Raw genomic sequence first — 21,399 nt, 5'->3', positions numbered from 1 at the left:
ATACATGAGAGATTTAGCATTTGTGTTTTCTGGACAAGGATCACAATATGTCAATATGGGAAAAGAGCTATGCGATCATTATGCCATTGCTAGAAGGACCTTTGAAGAGGCCGAGCAGATTCTAGGCTTTGATTTACGTAAACTATGCTTCGAAGGCGATCTTGAGGAACTGACCAAAACGGCTAATGCTCAACCAGCTATTTTAGCCACAAGTATTGCTCTTTGGCGTGTTTATATGCAGGAGATAGGTATCAAGCCTCGTTTTGTCGCTGGACACAGCTTAGGTGAATATTCTGCACTTGTTTGCGGTGGAGCAATGAATTTTTCCCAAGCAGTTCGTTTAGTTCATAAGCGCGGTCTTCTAATGCAGGAAATAACGGCTCAAGGAACTGGAGCGATGGCGTCTGTTTCGGGAATAGACAAGGCAGACATTGAAAAGGTTTGTTATGAATGTTCAGATGAGGCGAACTTTGCGAATCTTTCTAACATTAATTCCTCACGTCAAGTAGTTATTTCCGGTCATCGCCAAGCGATTGAAAAGGTAGCAAAAAAACTTGAACAGACGGGTGCTACAGTCATATTCTTGCGTGTCAGTGCCCCGTTCCACAGTCCACTGATGCAATCAGTTGCTTCCTCTTTACAGACGGAGCTTCAAAAATATCGCTATCAGCCTATGCGATATTCTGTCATTGCGAATGTCGATGGGCAGCCATACACAAGCAGTGATCAAATTGTAGAACATTTAACGACACAAGTGACGGCACCGGTTCAATGGCTTGCCACTATGCAGTTTTTATACCAAAAGGGCATTCGAAAAGTAATTGAGTTTGGACCGAATAAGGTCTTGCGCAATTTAATGAAAAAGGAATATCCTGATGTACTTGCCTATTCATATGATGTAGCACAGGATGTGGTTGGTGTGAAAGAAATGATGGGATTCCCGACGGATTATCAACCATTTATTCCTAGCGTAATTACAAAATGCCTAGCTGTTGCTGTTGCAACACCAAATCGAAATATGGATGCTGAAGAGTATCAAAAAGGTGTGATTGAGCCATATCGACGGATTCAAAAGCTACAAAATGAGCTGGAACAGACAGGTGCAGAACCGACTGTACAACAAATGCGTGAAGCCCTTGAAATGCTGACATCGGTATTTTTAACCAAAAAAACTCCAACTGAAGAACAGAAAAAACGTTTTGAGGAAATTTTAGAAGAAACGGGGACGGGCTATCTGCTTCCTGAGTTTCAGAATTACTGATTTGAAAATTGATTGTACCGTCACCTTTACTATGGGAAGGAAAAGGAGCTTTTCACTTGGAAAAAAAACCAGAAGTAACCAAAATTTATCCGCTGACTCCCTTACAAGAAGGCATTTTATTTCACTCCATTGTACATAAAGAATCGGGTGCCTATTTTCAGAGCTTGACCTTTTCGATTGAAGGTCATGTAGATATTGATCTGTTTTTAAAAAGCGTCAATGTCTTAATTGAGCGACATGATATTTTACGAACAGCTTTTGTATATGAAAAAGTAAAAAAGCCAATGCAGCTGGTGCTTAAAAAACGGGAATTGACTGGCATTCATTTTGAGGATATTTCCAGTATGCGTGATCAGGAGGAATATGTACAAAATTATTTGAAAAAAGACAAAGCACAAGGATTTCATTTATCTAAAGAAGTCCTTATTCGTCTTGCAATATTTCAAACATCACCAGAGTGCTATAAAGTGGTTTGGAGCTACCATCATTTAATTATGGATGGCTGGTCACTTGGTATTATGTTCCATGAATTTCTACAAATTTACGACTCCTTTGCGTTTCAAAATACGCTAAAGCTGGAACCGGTCCATTCCTATCAGCAATTCATTCAATGGCTAGAAAAACAGGATAATGAGCAGGCCAAGGAATACTGGAGAGGTTATCTGGAGGGCTATGATCAGTTGGCCGTAATACCAAGTTTGATCAATAAAACGAATGCTAGTGGATATGAAGCACAAGAAGCGGAATTTGAGATCGATATTGAAAAAACACAACAGCTTAATAAGATTGCACGGCAAAATAATGCTACATTAAGCACGGTATGGGAAGCATTATGGGGACTGGTGCTCCAACGATATAACAATGTAGACGATGTAGTGTTTGGATCTGTTGTGTCTGGTCGAAATGCTGAAGTAGCAGGCATTAACCAGATGGTCGGATTATTTATTAATACAGTTCCTGTGCGTATTAGGACAGACCGGGTAGAAACGTTTGCACAGCTTGTACAAATGGCTCAGGAAAGCTCAACTAGAGCAAAGATGCATGATTTTTTCCCGTTATATGAGATGCCAGTAGGCACAAAGATGAGTCAAGGCATCATTGACCATGTTTCTATTTTTCAAAAGTCACCAATTGATATGAGTGAATCTAGCAATGATTCAGGCACAAGGGGACTTGGTCAAGCAATCACTCATATTGAGCTATTGGAACAAACCAACTATGACTTTAGCATTATGGTCATCACGGGAGAGTCCTTGATCATTCGGATGGGCTACAACGCGAATTTACATAGCTGCGACTTTATCAAAAGAATCTTTGGTCATATCGAAGAATTGATAGAGCAAGTTATCGCGAATCCAGAAATCAAGCTTAGCCAGCTCAAGCTTACGACTCCAGCAGAAGAGATTGAGCTGCTTGAGCGATTCAATGACACCATGCTTCCATATGATCGCAGTAAAACGATTCACGAATTAATTGCGTTACAAGCAAAAAAAACACCGGATCAGATAGCGGTGGTATGTGAAGGAGCTCAGCTAACATACCGTGAACTGGATGAACAAGCCAAGAAAGTCGCTTGCAGTTTAATCGATAAAGGAGTAGGTCCCAATACGATTGTTGGGTTAATGACCGAACGATCATTGGATATGATGATCGGCTTACTTGCGATTCTTAAAGCCGGAGGAGCATATTTGCCAATTGATCCGACATATCCTGAGGAGCGTGTGAAATACATGCTTACAGATAGTGGCGCTTCATTGGTCCTTACCCAACGGCACTTCGTCTCAGATAACCTAATGGGGAAGGAATACATTTATCTCGACGAGGAGTTAGCACATGAAGAAGACTCCTTGTGGACTGCAGATACTGCCGCGTCAGAGGATTTAGCGTATGTGATTTACACTTCTGGTTCAACGGGGCAGCCAAAAGGAGTCATGATTCCCCATAGAGCGGTTCATAATTTTATCCAAGGAATCACTGAGAAACTTGCTTTTACTGAAGGAAAATCAATTCTGGCTCTTACTACCATTTCCTTTGATATTTTCGTATTAGAGACGTTAGTACCACTCACTCAGGGAATGCGTGTAGTTATTGCAACAGAAGCACAGCAGCGTGATCCAAAATTGTTAAATGAGCTGATCAAGGTCCAAAATATCAATTCCTTGCAACTCACACCTTCCCGACTGCAATTACTTTTATACAGTGAGGCAGATTGTTTAAGCCAATTAGAACAAATCCTGATAGGAGGAGAAGCTCTTCTACCTTCCCTATTAGCTCAGCTTAAAGAGCGTACCCAAGCCCAGATATTTAATATGTACGGTCCTACAGAAACAACGATCTGGTCGTTAATACAGGATGTGACGAATGCAACTGCCGTTACAATTGGAAAACCCATAGCCAATACACAAGCTTACATTCTCAATAGGCACAATAGCTTACAGCCAGTCGGCATGACAGGCGAATTATGTATAGCAGGTGACGGCTTATCCAAAGGTTATCTGAATCGAGAAGAACAGACTTCTGAAAAGTTTGTTATAAATCCATTCCAAACAGATCGAATGATGTATCGCACTGGTGATTTAGCAAGATGGCTTCCAGACGGAACGATTGAGTTTAAAGGTAGGATTGACCATCAAATCAAGATTAGGGGCTTCCGAGTTGAGCTTGGTGAAATTGAGAATTGCATAGTAAAACACCCAGCGATTCACGAAGCAGTGGTGATGGCGGAGGAGGTTGGCGCTTCGCAGAATCTCTGCGCTTATTACGTAGGGCAGCATGATGTAAATCCGCATGAGCTTCGTCAGGTACTTAGTCAGGAATTACCAGAATACATGGTTCCGGCACACTTTGTTTTTCTTGAGGAGCTTCCGCTTACAGCTAACGGGAAGATCGATCGAAAGCAATTACCTAAACTAAGCGAAGATGTACGATCAAGCGAAGTGTTCATTCAGTCTCCTCATACAGATGTTGAGCGAGAGCTAGTGGAGATTTGGAAAAATGTATTGAAGCGGGATGTCATTGGTTTACATGAAAGCTTTTTCGATTTAGGTGGAAATTCCGTTCTACTAGTTCAGATGCATGCCCAAGTAGATAAAAAATATGCGGGGAAAATAGATATTGGGGATGTTTTTTCCTACTCTACAATCGCGAAGCTAGCCAGCTATATTGAGTCGAGGACAGTAGAGAATCTACCATTGATTCAAATTCCAGCGATCCAGCTCCCGCCGGAATATTTTGATGTAAGTGAGGGGAATAAAAGTACCCTATTTACTTTTGCTTTTCAGGAAGAAATGGTTGCTGGCCTACATATGGTAGCAGATCGGTACAGCGTCGAGATAGCTGATATTTTATTTGCCATGAATCTGTATTTGTATGCGGAAGTCGGAGAACTGACTGATGTCACCCTTCAGTTACAGACAACGGATAACAGAACCGTAGCTATTCGCGTCAATATGAACAGCATTGATGACTTTGGCGACTTATTTAGACGTGTAAGAGAAGCGCGCATACAGCCAAATCCCCTTTCTCTACATTCTATTCAAGCATTAGAAAAGAGCTATACAAGTAAAACGAATGAACAAATATGGCCGTTATTTACCGAATATTTTTCCCAGTCAAATGAATTCAATCGCTTGTTTGATCTCATATTTGAATTGCAAATCGAGCCAAAAATGATTTCTTTTGAATGTCGATATGATCAAAACAAATTAAATCATGGAAAAGTCGAAGAACTCATTTATGGGTATCTCAAGCTACTTTCTCTCATGCTAGAAAATGAGCATCATGCAACTATTTAATCGAGCTGGAAAAGAGGGGAGATAAGTGAAGAAAAAATTACTGGATTTAACCGGGGTGAACTTAACACAAAAAGACGAGCGTACGGTTGTTCAGATGAAAAGTGTGAAAAAAAACGACATTGCTATAATCGGAATCTCTGGACGCTTCGGCGAAACGCAGAATTTGGAGGAGTTTTGGGAGACGTTACGTAATGGAAGCGATTGTATTCGTACGATCCCAGAGTCACGACAAAAGGATATTGATCGATTTATTAACCATGTTCAGCCGCATATCCAAAAGCGGTATTTACATGCTGCCTATTTAGAAGAAATTGATCAGTTTGATTACCAGCTATTCTCAATTTCACCTAAAGAAGCCAGTTTAATGGATCCTAATCAACGTCTATTTCTAGAAGAAGCATTCTCAGCAATTGAAGATGCTGGTTATGGCGGTCAAAAAATTATGGGAAGCAGAACGGGTGTTTTTGTTGGTTATAGCGCAGATGCAGACTCAGGGGAGGACTATAAGCAATATATTAAAAATGTTGCTCCAGCTCTGTCCGGGGCAGCCGTTCCCGGTAACATAAAGTCTATCATTGCGAGCAGAATTGCCTACACGCTCGATTTGCACGGACCAAGTATGGTAGTTGACACAGCTTGCTCCTCTTCTTTGGTTGCTGTTCATCTGGCGTGTCAGTCGATCATTAATGGCGAATGTGATATGGCTCTTGCAGGGGGAGTCAAAATTATCATGCTTCCCTTAGATGGAGACTTTAATTCAGGAATCGGCATTTCTGCACAAAACGGACGGGCGAAAACCTTTGATAATCGATCAGATGGAACTGGCTTTGGTGAGGGTGTTGGCGTTGTAATGCTAAAAGCCCTTGATCAGGCTATACAAGATAAAGATCATATTTATGCCGTAGTCAAAGGCAGTGCTTTCAACCAGGATGGTCATTCAATTGGAATAACGGCGCCTAATTCACTGGCACAGGAAGACGTGATTGTCAGGGCTTGGAAACATGCAGATATAGAACCGGCGACTATTCAATATATTGAGGCACATGGGACCGGAACCTCGCTAGGTGACCCTATTGAAATTAAGGGGATTCAGCGAGCTTTTGCAAAGTATACAAATCAGCAGCAATTTTGCGGTATCGGTTCGATAAAAACGAACTTTGGACATCTCGACCATGCAGCAGGAATTGCTGGTTTAATCAAAAGCATTTTATCGCTAAAACATAAGGAACTTCCTCCTACAGTCAATTTCCAATTTCCCAATCAAAAAATCCCGTTCGACAGTTCACCTGTCTACGTTAATGACTGTTTAAGGGAATGGGAAGCGAATGGGCATCCGCGCCGTTGTGGAATCAGTTCATTTGGCTTGAGTGGCACGAACTGTCATATCGTTTTGGAGGAAGCACCTGCACCTAAGCCGCGTCCTCAATTATCAGATCATTTATCTAAGCCGCACATTTTGTCCCTCTCCGCAAAAACTGAGGATGGATTGCGTCAGCTAGTGGATGCTTACATTCAGTATATTGAGAAAAATGAAAGGGTAAGTATAACTGATCTTGTCTATACGTCTAACACAGGCAGAGGACATTATGAATCGCGATTGGCGCTGGTAGTATGTGATCGCAATGAATTAATAGAAAAGCTTTCCTTATGTAAAAAGGAATTATTTGCTACGGATGAGCGGGTTGGTTGCTATTCAAATTCATTTAAGATCATACATGATCAGAAACCAAACCCCAGTGAAAAAGAGATTACGGAAGCAGATATCAGACGATTGAGCGAACAGGCAAATGCTTTAATTAATCAGCTTGTTATGGCAGAGCCTTCCGAAGTGCTTCTTCATCAGTTGAGCCAATTATACGTCCGTGGAGCAGAGGTGGATTGGGATAGGTTGATGCAGAAAGAACATGCTCATAAGATAAGTCTTCCCGTATATCCATTTAATCGAAAGCGGTGCTGGGTGGAGCCGGAAGCCGTAAATTCTTACCCGCTTATAAAAAGATCAGAAAAAGAGCTTGATTTGCCTCTGCTGGATCGATTAGAAGCAGAATCTATAGATACTATTATTTATGCAACTGATTTTCATGTAGATAAACACTGGGTACTACATGAACATATCGTCAATGATAAATTTGTTGTGCCGGGAACTACCTATCTCGAAATGCTGCTGGAAGCCTGCTATCAGCAAATACCAACTAAACAAGTTAAAGTAGAAGATATTGTTTTCCTTGCGCCATTAATTTGCGAAAAAGGAGAGTCTCACAAGGTCCAGACCATTTTAAAAGAAAATGGCCAAGCTTATGACTTTATCATTGCGAGTCGTTACAACGGAGAGTGGGTGCGGCACGCTCAAGGGAAAGCAATAGTTGGCGTAGATTATCATGCTCCGAAGGTACAACTTGAAGAAATAAAAAACAGATGCAGCATTGAGCGTAAAGAATTTATTCAATACGAAGAGGATTTCTCTGGTTCAGGGGCTATCATTACAGGACCTCGTTGGAATAATGTGCAGCAGATATATGTTGGTGATGGTGAAGTGCTCGCACATTTTAGTCTGCCAGAACGCTTTGCAGCAGATAAAGATTTGTATCATTTCCATCCTTCTCTGATGGATAATGCTGTTAACTTAGCGATTAATACAGTTAGTCAGGATTTTTATCTGCCGTTTACCTACCGTATTTGCAAAGTGTACAACACAATGCCCAGCAGGTTTTACAGTCATCTCAGACTAAAGCCTGATCAGTCTGATAGTAAGGAAATTATTAATTTTGATGTGACACTGGTAAATGAAGAGGGCGTCGTATTTGCAGAAATTGAAGATTATGCAATAAAACGTGTACACCAAATGGATTTGGGAGCCAGCAAAGCAAAAAATGCTAGCTTTTATTATGGCCTGAACTGGATTGAGAAGCAGATAAATCCTGAAGAAGAAAGCTCCCAAGATATGGGGACTGTCCTTATCTTTAAAGATGAGACAAGCATTGGTGAACAAATGATTCAAGCATTTGATTCCACGGGCAGACCGTGGATTCAGGTTGAATTGGGAGCCGAATTTGAAGAGCTTGACCAGCGAACTTATAAAATAAACGGCCTTCAAACGGACTATATGGCTTTAATCGGATTACTAAAAGAAAAAGGCATTACTCAAATCGTGCACTTGCTATCTGTTGTGAAAAAGCAGGCGGTCAACGATCTTGCGGACTTGGAAGAAACGCAGAAAAGGGGCTATGAGAGTCTCGTTCGTCTGACGAAAGCCCTTTTAGAGCATAACATTCATGATCAGATCGAGATTTTGCTTGTGGCTCCTTATGTATACGAGTTGAATGAACAGCAGGAAGACATTCAGCCACATCACGCTACCTTGTTTGGATTGGGAAAAGTGGTAACGCAGGAGTACCCGCATCTATTGTGCAGAGCAATAGATATTGACAATTTTACTACTGCAGAAACCATTCTTGCTGAACTAGGGAGAAAAGACAAGGATTATCTTGTGATGCATCGTAAGGATCAACGATTTGTGGAGGAATTCTGCGAGTGGAATTTAGATGATATTGCAGATGATTCTATCGAAATTCGTGAAAATGGAGTTTATTTACTTACAGGTGGTCTTGGTGCAATTGGGCTCGAAATGGCTAATTATCTTGCTTCGCAGGCTTCTGTCAATCTTGTATTGATTAATCGCTCTTCGTTGCCAAGTAGAGAGCTTTGGGATCAAGTAGAAGAGAAGTCCCAGCCAAAATTATATCGACAAATCACAGCTATCCGCCAGATTGAAGCGTTGGGAAGTCATGTCACGGTACTAAGCGCCGATATTAGTGATCAGGCTGAATTGCAAGCTGTACTTGCTCAAGTTCGATCACAATTTACGACGATCAATGGCATCATCCATAGTGCTGGTGTAGCTGGCGAGGGATTTATCCTGCGTAAAGAAGAATCTAGTAGCCAGCCGGTGTTATCTCCAAAAGTAAAGGGGACCTGGTTATTAGACCATCTGACGAAAGGTGACCCACTTGATTTTATGGTACTGTTTTCCTCAATTAACTCACTGTACGGTGGAGTTGGACAAGGAGACTATGCGGCTGCCAATGCTTACCTGGATGCATTTACCTCCTATCGCAATCGCCATTCCGGGAAGACATTGACGATCAATTGGGCGGCATGGAAAGAAGTGGGGATGGCTGTAGAATACGGAGCTAATCATGATGTGGGATTCTTTAAATCCTTGTCAACTCATCATGCCATCGAAGCATTTCAGCAGGTTTTGCATAAAAAACTGAAAAGAGTAACCATAGCTGAAATCAATTATGATAACACCCCTGAACCTTTAGATGCTCTATCATTTAATGTGGCAAACCCAATTAGAACCAAATTGGCAAAAATGGGGAGATTGAAAGAAATAAGACAAGGAGCAATGCCAGCCCAAGCATTACCAGCCCAAGCATTACCAGACATTACGTTGCTAGGGCGTAATGCCGGTGAGAGTTATTCTGCCAATGAGCGATTATTAGCGCAGGTTTTTTGCTTGGAATTAGGACTGGCTGAAATAAATATCTACGATGACTTCTTTAGTCTCGGTGGAGATTCTATTATTGCCGTCAAGATTGTCAATTCGGTTCAAAAGTATCTGAATAAGAATATTGGGATAAGTGAAATATTCCAAAACTTAACGATTTTTTCACTTGCGGCACATCTTTCTTCTCAAGAAGAGGGTACGAAAGAAAGCACAAGCTCTGAGCAAGCTACAGAAGAATCGAATTTGGTGCCGAAGTCAGAGGAAGGAATTGAGCTTACGGGTATGCAACGTCATATCTACTTCCTTCAATCCTACAATCCTTTGATGACTGAACTTACCCTATTGATTGAACAAGAGCTTTCTTCATCTATTGACATTGAGTTGTTTCAAAAGGCGATTGACGTAGTTACTCAACAGCACGAGGCTCTGCGGACAATTTTCCGTGAAGAGAATGGACTACCCAAACAAGTTATTTTGCCAGCTTTGAGTGTAGAGACAGAATATGAGGACCTCTCCTATAAGTCAGATGCACATCAATTAGCTAGAAGAAAGCTGAAAGAAGCTAGAATTCAAGCTTGCGAGCTGTCAAAGTCAACATGGCGTCCCATTTTATATCGTTTTCCAGAAAAGAAAACGCTCTTTGCTCTCATTATCCATTCACTGATTGCAGACCAATGGAGTGCGGAGTATATTGCGAGTCAGATTCTTCAGGTCTATCACGATCTAAAAGAAAATAAACAAATCGTGCTTTCACCAGCGCGTAGTTATATCTCCTGGATATGCGATCAGCTTAGCTGGGAAAAGAGTGAAGGGTTTCAAACAGACCAGGCATACTGGCAACAGGAATTGCGTAATCCACTTCCTCAATTAAACCTAGCAACGGATTTTCAACGTCCGAAGACTCCAAGCTATCAAGGAAGCTTTTTTCCTTTTCAGGTAACGGATAAAGAGGCCTATAAATCCATTCAAGAAGCAATCAAACGAATAGATATTCCTTTGGAAACCTATCTATTGTCAGCCTATTATCTTCTGTTACACAAGCTTACTCTTGATAAGGATATCATCATAGGGATGACAGCTCGTCACCAAGGCCATTCAGATAGCAATGAAATGGTGGGAGCACTAACGAACATCTTCTGTATGCGTATGAAGATAGAAGAAACAGATACAATCGAAGAATTATTTGCCAAGGTAGAAAAAACGAGAATGGCTGCTTCTACACACAGCCGTTACCCATTTGATGCTATCGTCGCCCAGGTTAATGCTCAACGCAGTCAACGAAGTCCGATCTTTTCTACTATGTTCCAATGGCATGAATCAATGCCTGCTAACAATGATGGCGTAAGTTTGTACGATCTCAGCTTGGTAGGCGGAGCTGACACAAAACAACTGGATTTTAGATTCGAGTTCGATACGAATCTTTTCAAAATAGAAACAATAAGTAAGCTAGCCGACTATTATTTGAATATCTTGTTTGAAATCAGCAAGAGTGGTTTGCGCATTCCTGACGTACAGCTTTTGTCCCAAAATCAGATGCAGGAATGGAAAGAATCACAGGTATCAAGCAACATGGGAGATTTTGAATTTAATTTCTAACTTATAAAACAAACTAGAGGAGAATCTCTATGCTTACGCAACCAACTTCCATATTCGAACAACTAGAATCTAATGTCCGTTCTTATTGCAGATCCTTTCCGGATGTATTTATAAAAGGAAAAAATTCAACGATGTATACCAGATCAGGAGCAAAGTTCATTGATTTCTTTGCAGGAGCTGGGGCTCTCAACTACGGGCATAATAATGATTTTATTAAAAAAAAGCTTATCGATTATTTAGAAGCGGATGGGCTTGCTCATGGTCTAGATATGCATACCTCTGCCAAGGAAAGCTTTTTGCAAACCTTTGATGAGATGATTCTTCGTCCCAGAAATTTAGAGTATAAAGTTATGTTTTGCGGTCCTACGGGAGCAAATGCGGTAGAAGCGGGACTAAAGATCGCCCGCAAGACCAAGCAACGCTCAGGTGTTTTTGCTTTTACAGGTGGCTTTCATGGGATGTCTTTAGGTGCTTTGTCTGTTACCGCCAATAGCTACAATCGGCAGGCGGCAGGTGTTGATTTGCCTCAGGTCACATTTATGCCGTACCCTACTGATTTTTCGTTCGATACGATCGATTATATGGATAAAATGCTTAGCGACAGCCATTCGGGTATTGCTAAACCAGCCGCAATCATTTGTGAGACGATACAGGCAGAAGGGGGGATTAACGTTGCCCCTATCCAGTGGCTTCAAAGATTACGCCAATTGTGTGACAAGCATGATGTGCTGTTGATTTGCGACGAGGTTCAGATTGGATGCGGTCGAGCAGGTTCCTTCTTCTCATTTGAAAGAGCGGCCATTGTTCCGGATATTGTCGTACTTTCCAAATCTATCAGCGGTTATGGTTTGCCAATGTCTCTCCTGTTATTCAAACCAGAATTGGATATCTGGCAACCTGCGGAACATAATGGAACATTCCGCGGGAATCAACTAGCTTTTGTTGCTGCCGAGGCCGCCTTACATTACAGAGAGCAAGAACAATTAGAAGCAGAGGTGCTGCGTAAAGAAAGGTATGTAAAGCAATTCTTACATGAACAGATTGCGAGCCTGAATGACCAGATTGAAGTTCGTGGGATGGGATTAATTTGGGGTGTGGATGTGGCTAAAGTCAGTGGTTCAGATATAAACGCTGCGAAAAAGATAGCAAAACGCTGCTATGAGCGCGGTTTAATCATTGAGTGCGTAGGGCGCAATGATACGGTGGTTAAGCTTCTGCCGCCATTAACCATTGAATGGGATGAATTACAAAAAGGCTGCGCTATTTTGCAGGAATCAACACGGGAGATCTTGGGCGGTTTAGAAACAAGCAAGCTGTAAAAAAGAAGAGGAGATTATCAAATGAGATATCTACATGAAAAGGACCTGCTGACCATCGGAATTAACTGGGATGAAACGACTTCTGTTATTGAAGAGGTAGTGAAATGCTTACAGCAGGATGACTTTTCCCAACCAATAAAACCTTATTTACGCTATGGACAAGAGCAAAATCGAATTATTGCTATGCCGGCTTATGTAGGCGGTACGATTAATCAAGCAGGGATTAAATGGATTGCTAGTTTTCCAAATAATATTCATCAAGGTATTCCACGAGCGCACAGTGTCACTATTCTAAATAACGCAACGAATGGGGTTCCGGAAGCCATTGTTAACACAGCATTACTTAGCGTTATTCGCACGGCTTCTGTCAGTGGAATGATTATGAAACATTATGATGACGTTCGCAAGCAAAAAGATATCACGGTTGGCATTATCGGCTGGGGTCCGATCGGTCAATATCACTTTAAGATGGTCACTTCATTACTGGGAGATCGAATTAAAAATATTTACTTATATGATCTCAAGCCAATTGACATCACATCGATTGACCCATCTGTGAAAGAGAAGGTTATCATTGCAAAGGACTGGAAAGAAGCCTATCAACATTCGGATATCTTCATGACATGCACAGTCTCTAAAGCACCGTACATTGATGCAGCACCAAAAGCAGGCTCACTTCTACTCAATGTTTCGTTACGAGACTTTACTACAGAGATTTTCCCGCATGTAAAAGGCTCAATTATTGTAGACAACTGGGAAGAGGTATGTCGGGAAAAAACGGATATAGAGTCTATGCATTTGCAATGTGGTTTGCAAAAAGAAGACACAAAATCGATTATTGATGTGGTTTGTGATAATGCCATGTCTAGTTACCGTGAAGATCAGGCTATTATGTTTAATCCGATGGGGATGGCTGTTTTTGATATTTCGATGGGGCGTTATTTTGTGAAAAAAGCAGAGGACTTAAAGGTAGGACAACTATTGGAATAAACATAGCATGTAAAAAGGGGGGATTCCAATGAGCACCAGTTTTTTGCATAACATTCTACTTTCAAGCGGTCAATTTGAGCAAGAGCGCTCCTACTGGCTACAGCACTTGGAGGGTGTCGCTGATTTTAGTGGTTTCCCCGTTGAAACACGCCCTCTTGTCAATAAAGCAGAGGACATGAATTCAGTCAGTTATCCAATTCCACCAGCGATAGTGGAAAGGATTATACGAATGAGTAACAACTCAGACTACGGCATATACATGTTTCTGCTTGCGGGGATCAAGTATCTATTGTCTACCTACCAACAGCGTTCCGATATTATTGTCGGAATGCCTGTTTTTCAACAAAAAGAGGGTGGTAAGCAGGCTTTTTCCAATGTCTTGCCGATCCGCAGTTCCTTAGATCGTTCCCTAACCTGGAAACAGGTGCTTCCTACATTAAAAGCTACGATAACAAATGCAGTGAAACATCAAAGTCTGCCGCATCATTTACTTGCTAGCTTATTAGGGATGTCAAATGAGGAAAAAAGCAGACCGATCTTTGGAACCATCGTGCTACTAGATAGCATACATGATCTAGCAAGTATAGAGTCTATTCCTGCTGATATGGTATTTCATTTTAAAAAACAAGATGAGCGTCTCATTCTCCAAGTAGATTATCACCCAGCTCTCTACAGTGATGAGGGTGTTGGACAGCTAGTGAATCGTTTGTTTGTTGTTTTGCACTTGATTACCAGTAAAACGGGGGATTCACTTCAAGCAATGGATCAACTCCTCACGCATTGGAATGGGTTACTGACGGGTGTTCCTACCTTACAGCTGCCATTGGAGCATTCACTTTTGCAACATGCCCCAAACAAATGGGGAAGGGTAGAATTTACCCTCTCAAATGAGGAAAGAAAGCAACTTACAAAACTAGCGGAAATAACCGGCAGCTCTCTTTTTGTTACGCTATTAAGTGTCTGGCAATTGCTTCTTCACCGTTATACAGGTGAGAATGGCATTTTAAGCGGATGGATGAGACAGAATGATCCTAGCAAAGATTCTCCGATCTCTATATACAGTGACTTTTCGGGCAATCCAAGCTTCAAGGAATTGCTTCTGCGTGTCCAACGTACAGTAGACACTATCGCTTTTGAGCAGGAATTTTGGGTCTATCGACAGTCTGCCTTTCAGATTTTATTTGTAACGGGTGAGATAGATGATCCTTCCTGGAGCGATGATACAGAGCTTGCTCTTGCTATTTCCCAACGAGAAGCAGGCTTAGCAGGAACCATCTTTTTTGATACGGGACGCTTTGGAGAGGAAACAATCAATCGTTTAACAGGGCATCTGACTACAATGTTAAGAGATATCATGGTTCACCCGGATACTTCGATTGGGCAGGTTTCTCTACTAGATGATTCCGAACGTAACCTACTACTTACGACGTGGAATGAGACGAATATTCCATTTCCTACTCAATCGCTTGTTCAAGAGTTATTTGAAGAGCAGGTTCGACGATCTCCAGACCACATCGCAATTATTGACGGAAAAACTCAGCTTACCTATCGAGAATTACATGAGAAATCCAATCAGATGGCTCATCGACTTCAACGATTAGGTGTGCAGCCAGACTCGCTTGTGGGAATTAGTATGGAACGATCGCCAGAGATGATCATCGGCATTCTAGCGATACTTAAAGCGGGAGCAGCGTATCTACCGATTGATCTTACCTATCCTGAGGAGAGAATTTCCTTTATTATAAAGGACTCTCAATTATCTGTGCTGATTACGAAGCAGTCTCATTATCAGCAGTTTTCAAATTATGATTTGACACTAGTTCTACTAGATAGCGACGATCAGGATCTTGATCAGGAAAGCGTATCAACACTTAATAGAAACGCTGAGGCTATGAATATGGCCTATGTTATCTATACATCAGGATCAACAGGTATCCCAAAAGGGACACGGATCACTCATCAGGGGATTGTTCGTCTCGTAAAAAATCATTCCTATATAGAATGGAAGCCTAGCGATCGTTTAGCACAGATTAATAACACGTCCTTTGATGCATTTACCTTTGAGCTGTGGGGGACGTTGTTGCATGGTGCGACGCTTGTGCTTATTGCGCCAGACGTTGTTTTATCTCCGTATGCTTTCCAGAAAGAGATTCAACGTTATGGGATAACCGTAATGTTATGCACGACTGCCCTGTTCAACCAATTTGCAGGGGAAAGTCCTGACATGTTTAAAAATATTACGGTTTTATTCGGGGGAGAAGCTGCTGATGCGAAATGGGTAAGAATAGCCTTAGAAAAAGGGAAGCCGAAGAAGCTGATTAATGTATATGGTCCGGCAGAATGTACAACGTTTACTACGACCCATCATGTTACGCAAGTCCCTGCTGATGCATTATCAATTCCAATCGGGAAGCCTATCGCAAATACCCAAGTCTATGTTCTCGATCAATATTTACAAGCAGTCCCTATCGGAGTTCCAGGTGAGCTGTATGTGGGAGGGCCCGGTCTTGCCCTAGGCTATTTACACCGACCTGATATTACAAATGAACGCTTCATCAAGAATATATTTTCGCCAAACGAAACAGATCGTCTATATAAGACTGGGGATATTGTCCGATACTTGCCAGATGGGACTTTAAGCTACATCGGACGCAAGGATGATCAGGTGAAAATCCGCGGATTCCGAATTGAATTAGGTGAAATTGAAGCTGTTTTGGGGCAGCATCCAGAAATTCGAGATGCCGTAGTAATCATGCGAGAAGATCAAAATAGCAACAAGCAACTGATCGCTTATTTTACTACCTACAATCAAGAGATGCTTTCCGCTAGTGAGCTTCGCAGCTATACGGAGAAGAAGTTGCCAGTGCATATGATCCCTGCTGCGTTTATTTATTTGGATCATGTACCGGTTACTCCAAATGGAAAAGTAGATCGAAAGGCACTGCCAGCTCCTTTGATAGAACGAGAGGAAAGCAATACACCGTTTATTGAACCTATTACAGAAACAGAGGTCATTTTATCTGGATTTTGGAAAGAAATAGTAGGAATTGATCGCATTAGTATCATTGATGATTTTTTTAATAGTGGTGGACATTCTCTGCTTGCCACTCAGTTGTTATCAAGAATCTATCATACGTTTCATATCGAAATATCCTTGCGAACGTTCTTTGAAAATCCAACGATCCAAGCAATGGGAAAACAAATTGACGAAATCATAGCTTCCGGAGAGCAATCGGTATCAGTTCCACTAGTTCCTGTTTCACGCGATAGTGATCTTGTCCTTTCGTATACACAGCAGGGAGTTTGGTTTATTGAACAGCTTGAGCCTGGAAGTGCAACCTATAATGTCCCAGTGGCAAATACACTCAAAGGGAATTTGAACATTGATGCTCTGGAGCGTGCAGTAAATGAGATTATTCGCCGGCATGAAATTCTACGCACCAGCTTTATCTCAAAAGATGGAAAACCTTATCAAGTCAGTCATCCATTCCAGTCTATTCGCATTCCGGTGATTGAGATGAGTGACGTTCCAGCTTCAGAACGGCATCAGTGTATCATTGAGATGGCCAATGAAGATGCTAATCGACCGTTTGATTTAACGAAATGCCCGTTGGTGCGTTTCCTATTATTCAAAAAAGATGATGAGAATTATGTCTTTTATTACACCATGCATCACCTTATTATGGATGGTTGGTCCTTGCAAATATTTACACATGAGTTATCTGTTTTATATGAAGCATTCAGCCAAGGAAAACAGTCACCTTTACCAGAAATGCAGCTACAATATGCCGATTTTGCCGCATGGCAGCGTAAGTGGCTAGACGGTAAAGTAATGAATCAGCAACTAGCCTATTGGAAAAAACAGCTGGCTGGAGATTTGCCTGTTTTGCAATTACCAATAGACCGGACTCGACCGAGTGTAGCAAGTGGTGCAGGTCAGCGGGACACGTTAGTTATGCCGAAAGAGCTTGTTGCTAAATTACATGTTCTTTGCAAGCGTCAAGGCGTGACTCTTTATATGGCTTTGCTGTCAGCATTTAAAGTATTGCTTAGTCGATATTCGGGTGAAACAGATATACTAGTTGGTTCTCCGATTGCCAATCGGACACGCTTGGAGACAGAGGGTATGATCGGATTCTTTGCTAATACAATCGTATTACGCTCTCAATTGGCGGATAATCCAACATTTATTGAACTTTTAAAACAAGTGCGCGAGGTTACGTTAGAGGCATTTTCCAATCAGGATGTTCCATTTGAAAAATTAGTGGAAGTTTTACAACCTGAACGTACAAAAAACATCACGCCCATTTTTCAGGTGATGTTCACATTGCAAAATACTCGTCGTACCGATTTTAAACTCTCTGATGAGACATTGGTTCATCCGGAAATTGATAGAGGCACGTCTATGTTTGACCTTTTATTTGATATCGCAGAGCATCCAGACGGTCTGCTGTTGGTAGCGGAATATAACATGGATATCTTTTTTTCTACCACCATTAGCCGGATGATGGAGCATTATCGAGAGCTGCTTGAATCCATTGTGGAGCATCCAGAACAACCTATTTCTGATCTTAATATGTTGACAACACAAGAAAAGAAACAAATTCTCGATGATTTTAATAACACCACATGTGATTTTCCAATGGACAAAACGGTGCATGAATTATTCGAAGAGCAGGTGGAATGTCGACCTACTGACATTGCTGCGATACATCGGGATCAACAAATCACGTATGAAGAATTAAATGCTCGGGCAAATCAAATAGCGCGGTTTATCCGTAGAACAGGTTTGCAAAATGAAGAGATCGTTGCTGTTTTCTTAGAACGCTCCATTCCAATGATGGAAAGTATTCTGGGGATTTGGAAAGCAGGTGGGGCTTATATCCCTATTGATACAGCCTATCCTATACAGCGCATTATAGGTATTCTCGAAGATTCAGGAGCGGCGGTACTGATTACGGCATCTACATTTGTAACTCCTGAGATTATACAAAACTACAAGGGCACTATTCTTTGCCTCGATGCTCAAATGGATGCCATCAATCAGGAAATGAAAGATAATCTCAGAATGAAGGTTGAGCCTAATCAACTTGCTTATATCATTTATACATCAGGATCAACGGGCAAGCCAAAAGGATCCATGGTAGAGCATATCGGACTTAATAATCATCTGCACATGATGAAACAACAGCTTAAATTGGGCGAGGATTGCCGGATTGCTCAGACAGCTTCTCACTGCTTTGATATTTCAGTGTGGCAATTCTTTACATCCGTTATCTTAGGTGGAACGACCATCATCTATGATAATCAGATGACAATGGACCCTAACTCTTGCATTGAACAGATTATTCAAGATCGGATAAATATTTTCCAAGTTGTTCCATCTGTTTTATCCGTGATGCTAGATCATGTAGAAGAAAACAAATTATCGTTAGATTGTTTTCGCTGTGTAAGCGTCACAGGGGAAGCAATTAAACGTAGCCTGGCAGCGAGATGGTTTAAGCTCTTCCCGCATATTCCGTTAGCGAATGCTTATGGGCCTAGCGAGGCATCAGACGATGTTACGATTCATATCATAGATCAATTGCCTCAGGGCGAAATCGTTCCGATTGGTAAACCTCTGCACAATTTTAAGGTTTACATCGTGGATGAAAAAATGAATCTTTGCCCGGTTGGAATTAAAGGCGAAATTTGTGTGTCGGGTTTAGGAGTTGGACGAGGCTATTTAAATGATCCAGAAAGAACAGCTAAAGTATTTATGGACGATCCATTTGCTGATCATAAAGGGATACGACTTTATAAAACAGGAGATATGGGACGCTGGCTCTCTGATGGAACTCTTGAGTTTTTTGGGCGTAAAGATTATCAGGTTAAAATTCGGGGATTCCGCATTGAATTGGAGGAAATTGAGAATCAGATCAACAATCATCCCAATATGTTAGAAACAGTAGTAATGGATATTGAGGATGCAAGAGGTCAGAAGAGCTTATGTGCATATGTGGTGCTAAAACAAGATGTGCCAATTAATCAGTTGAAAAGTCATTTAGCAAATACATTGCCTGACTATATGATTCCAGCCTTTTTCGTAAAAATGGAGAAACTTCCCTTGACTACAAATGGGAAAGTAGATCGCAAGGCGTTGCCAAAACCTGATCGGAATGTAATAGAAAGCAAATACGCAGCACCGCGTAACAAGATTGAAGAAAAAATAATTGCGATCTGGGAAAGTGTGCTTGATACGACCGGAATAGGTATTGAAGACCATTTCTTTGAAAACGGTGGTCATTCACTCAAGGCAACGACTGTTATCTCGCGTATCAATAAGGAGCTACAGGTAGATATCTCATTACGAGAATTTTTTGACAGACCTATCGTCAAGGATTTAGCACAGTTAGTAGAAAGTAGCGGAAAAAAAGCTTATCCGATGATCCAACTTGTCAAAAAACAAGAAGCCTACCAGCTTTCTTCTGCACAAAAACGGATGTTTCTTGTAAACCTACGGGATTCAGAGAGTATCGCCTATAATATCCCGAATATGTTTATTATTAAGGGAAAACTGGACAAACAGCGTCTTCATCAAGCCTTTCAAAAACTGGTGCAGCGACATGAGATTCTTCGCACTTCTTTCGGGTGGGAAAGAGGAGAGCCTGTTCAATATGTTCAGGAGAAGCTGGAGCTAGACATACAAGAGATAACATCAACACACGAACAGCTTCATACCGTTGTGCAGTCACTTGTGGCTCCTTTTGACTTGAGCAAGGCACCACTACTGCGTGTTTTCGTGGTCAAAGTGGAAGATGAATACCATGTGCTTGTCTTGGATATGCATCATATCATCGTGGATGGGTCATCCATAGCCATTATGTTAGATGAACTGGTGCAATTCTATCAAGAAAAGCAACTCCCAGAACCAAGAATTCAATACAAGGATTTTTCAGCTTGGCAAAATAAGCTACTGGCGTCTGAGGTCATGCATAGTCAAGAGAAATACTGGTTAGAGAAATTTAGCGGTCAATTACCTGTACTTGGGTTGCCAACAGACTATCCGCGTCCGTCTGTGAAAAGCTTTGAGGGTAGTTTTGTTGAGTTCTTTGCTGATAAAGAATTGACGTTAGGATTGCGTAACCTAGCTAGCTCTACTGGTACAACACTTTACATGGTGTTACTTGCTGCCTATCATGTGCTGCTATCCAAATACGCTCATCAGCAGGATATCATTATCGGAACGCCGATTGCTGGCAGGCATCATGCAGATTTGGAAAAGGTAATCGGTATGTTTGTCAATACACTGTCCATCCGTTTGCAATCTGATACGCAGCAGACATTTACCGAGTTCCTGCTTACGGTTAAGGAGCATGTGTTACAAGCCTTTGATCATCAGGATTATCAATTTGACATGCTCGTAGAAAAGCTAGACGCAGCAAATGATGAGTCCAGGAATCCTTTGTTTGACACCATGTTTATCCTGCAAAATATTGAGCAGCCTTACATCACAGAAGGTAATGATGATACTGATAAGCTATCCATATCTCGCTTTGATTATAAATATCGTATGTCCAAATTTGATGTAAGTGTCATTACGATAGAAGCTGATGAGGAGTTAGTATTTCAATTTGAGTATGCCAATAGATTATTTACAGAGAGTACGATCACCATTCTCGGAGAATCCTTTCTTAAGCTGCTAACGATAATTGTTAATGAAGCGGGTAAAAAATTAAGTGATATCGAGATTGCTGAAACTTATGACTTAATTGATATGGATATTTCTGATCAATTGGATTTTCAGTTTTAAATAAAATGGCTTAGAAGTAAGACCTTGGGATAAAAACCACGGTCTTACCTCTCTTCCTTATTTTATTATAGTATTAGTGAAATCTTTTTAATTGTATGATATTGTTAAGTCATGGAATTTTCTGGCGTATGTAAAAT

The 21,399-nt window shown here is 41.3% G+C and carries 6 protein-coding genes; all 6 read left to right on the top strand.

Annotation, left to right across the window (positions count from 1 at the left end; translation table 11 throughout):
• The first annotated feature begins 4 nt into the window (after nucleotides 1-4).
• From fabD to QZ995_RS05740, 6 genes are read left to right on the top strand one after another with little or no spacing between them, the layout of a single operon-like run.
• The gene (fabD, locus tag QZ995_RS05765; RefSeq protein ID WP_301804239.1) at nucleotides 5-1,261 is read left to right on the top strand and encodes an ACP S-malonyltransferase; all 1,257 of its coding nucleotides are present in this window, start codon (nucleotides 5-7) and stop codon (nucleotides 1,259-1,261) included.
• 56 nt (nucleotides 1,262-1,317) lie between these two features.
• A complete protein-coding gene (locus QZ995_RS05760) occupies nucleotides 1,318-5,055 on the top strand; it encodes a non-ribosomal peptide synthetase (RefSeq protein ID WP_301804237.1) in 3,738 nt (1,245 codons plus the stop codon).
• A gap of 25 nt (nucleotides 5,056-5,080) precedes the next feature.
• Nucleotides 5,081-11,161, top strand: coding sequence for an SDR family NAD(P)-dependent oxidoreductase (locus QZ995_RS05755; protein ID WP_301804235.1), 6,081 nt, complete (start codon nucleotides 5,081-5,083; stop codon nucleotides 11,159-11,161).
• 29 nt (nucleotides 11,162-11,190) lie between these two features.
• The gene (gene ectB, locus QZ995_RS05750) at nucleotides 11,191-12,480 is read left to right on the top strand and encodes a diaminobutyrate--2-oxoglutarate transaminase (RefSeq protein ID WP_301804233.1); all 1,290 of its coding nucleotides are present in this window, start codon (nucleotides 11,191-11,193) and stop codon (nucleotides 12,478-12,480) included.
• A 21-nt stretch (nucleotides 12,481-12,501) separates the two neighbouring features.
• The gene (locus QZ995_RS05745) at nucleotides 12,502-13,470 is read left to right on the top strand and encodes a 2,3-diaminopropionate biosynthesis protein SbnB (protein WP_301804230.1); all 969 of its coding nucleotides are present in this window, start codon (nucleotides 12,502-12,504) and stop codon (nucleotides 13,468-13,470) included.
• Between the two features lie 28 nt (nucleotides 13,471-13,498).
• Nucleotides 13,499-21,262 carry a non-ribosomal peptide synthetase gene (locus QZ995_RS05740; RefSeq protein WP_301804227.1) on the top strand — a complete coding sequence of 2,588 codons (7,764 nt, stop codon included), beginning with the start codon at nucleotides 13,499-13,501 and terminating at the stop codon, nucleotides 21,260-21,262.
• Nucleotides 21,263-21,399 lie beyond the last annotated feature (137 nt).

Origin of the sequence: Brevibacillus laterosporus (genome assembly GCF_030489605.1) — a bacterium.
GTDB classification, from domain to species: Bacteria; Bacillota; Bacilli; order Brevibacillales; family Brevibacillaceae; genus Brevibacillus_B; species Brevibacillus_B laterosporus_E.
This window is presented reverse-complemented; position numbering and strand designations above follow the sequence as displayed.

Bases quoted from the DNA above. Each gene is read 5' to 3' on its own strand.
- fabD (WP_301804239.1), top strand. From the start codon at position 5: ATGAGAGATTTAGCATTTGTGTTTTCTGGACAAGGATCACAATATGTC.
- ectB (WP_301804233.1), top strand. From the start codon at position 11,191: ATGCTTACGCAACCAACTTCCATATTCGAACAACTAGAATCTAATGTC.
- QZ995_RS05745 (WP_301804230.1), top strand. From the start codon at position 12,502: ATGAGATATCTACATGAAAAGGACCTGCTGACCATCGGAATTAACTGG.
- QZ995_RS05740 (WP_301804227.1), top strand. From the start codon at position 13,499: ATGAGCACCAGTTTTTTGCATAACATTCTACTTTCAAGCGGTCAATTT.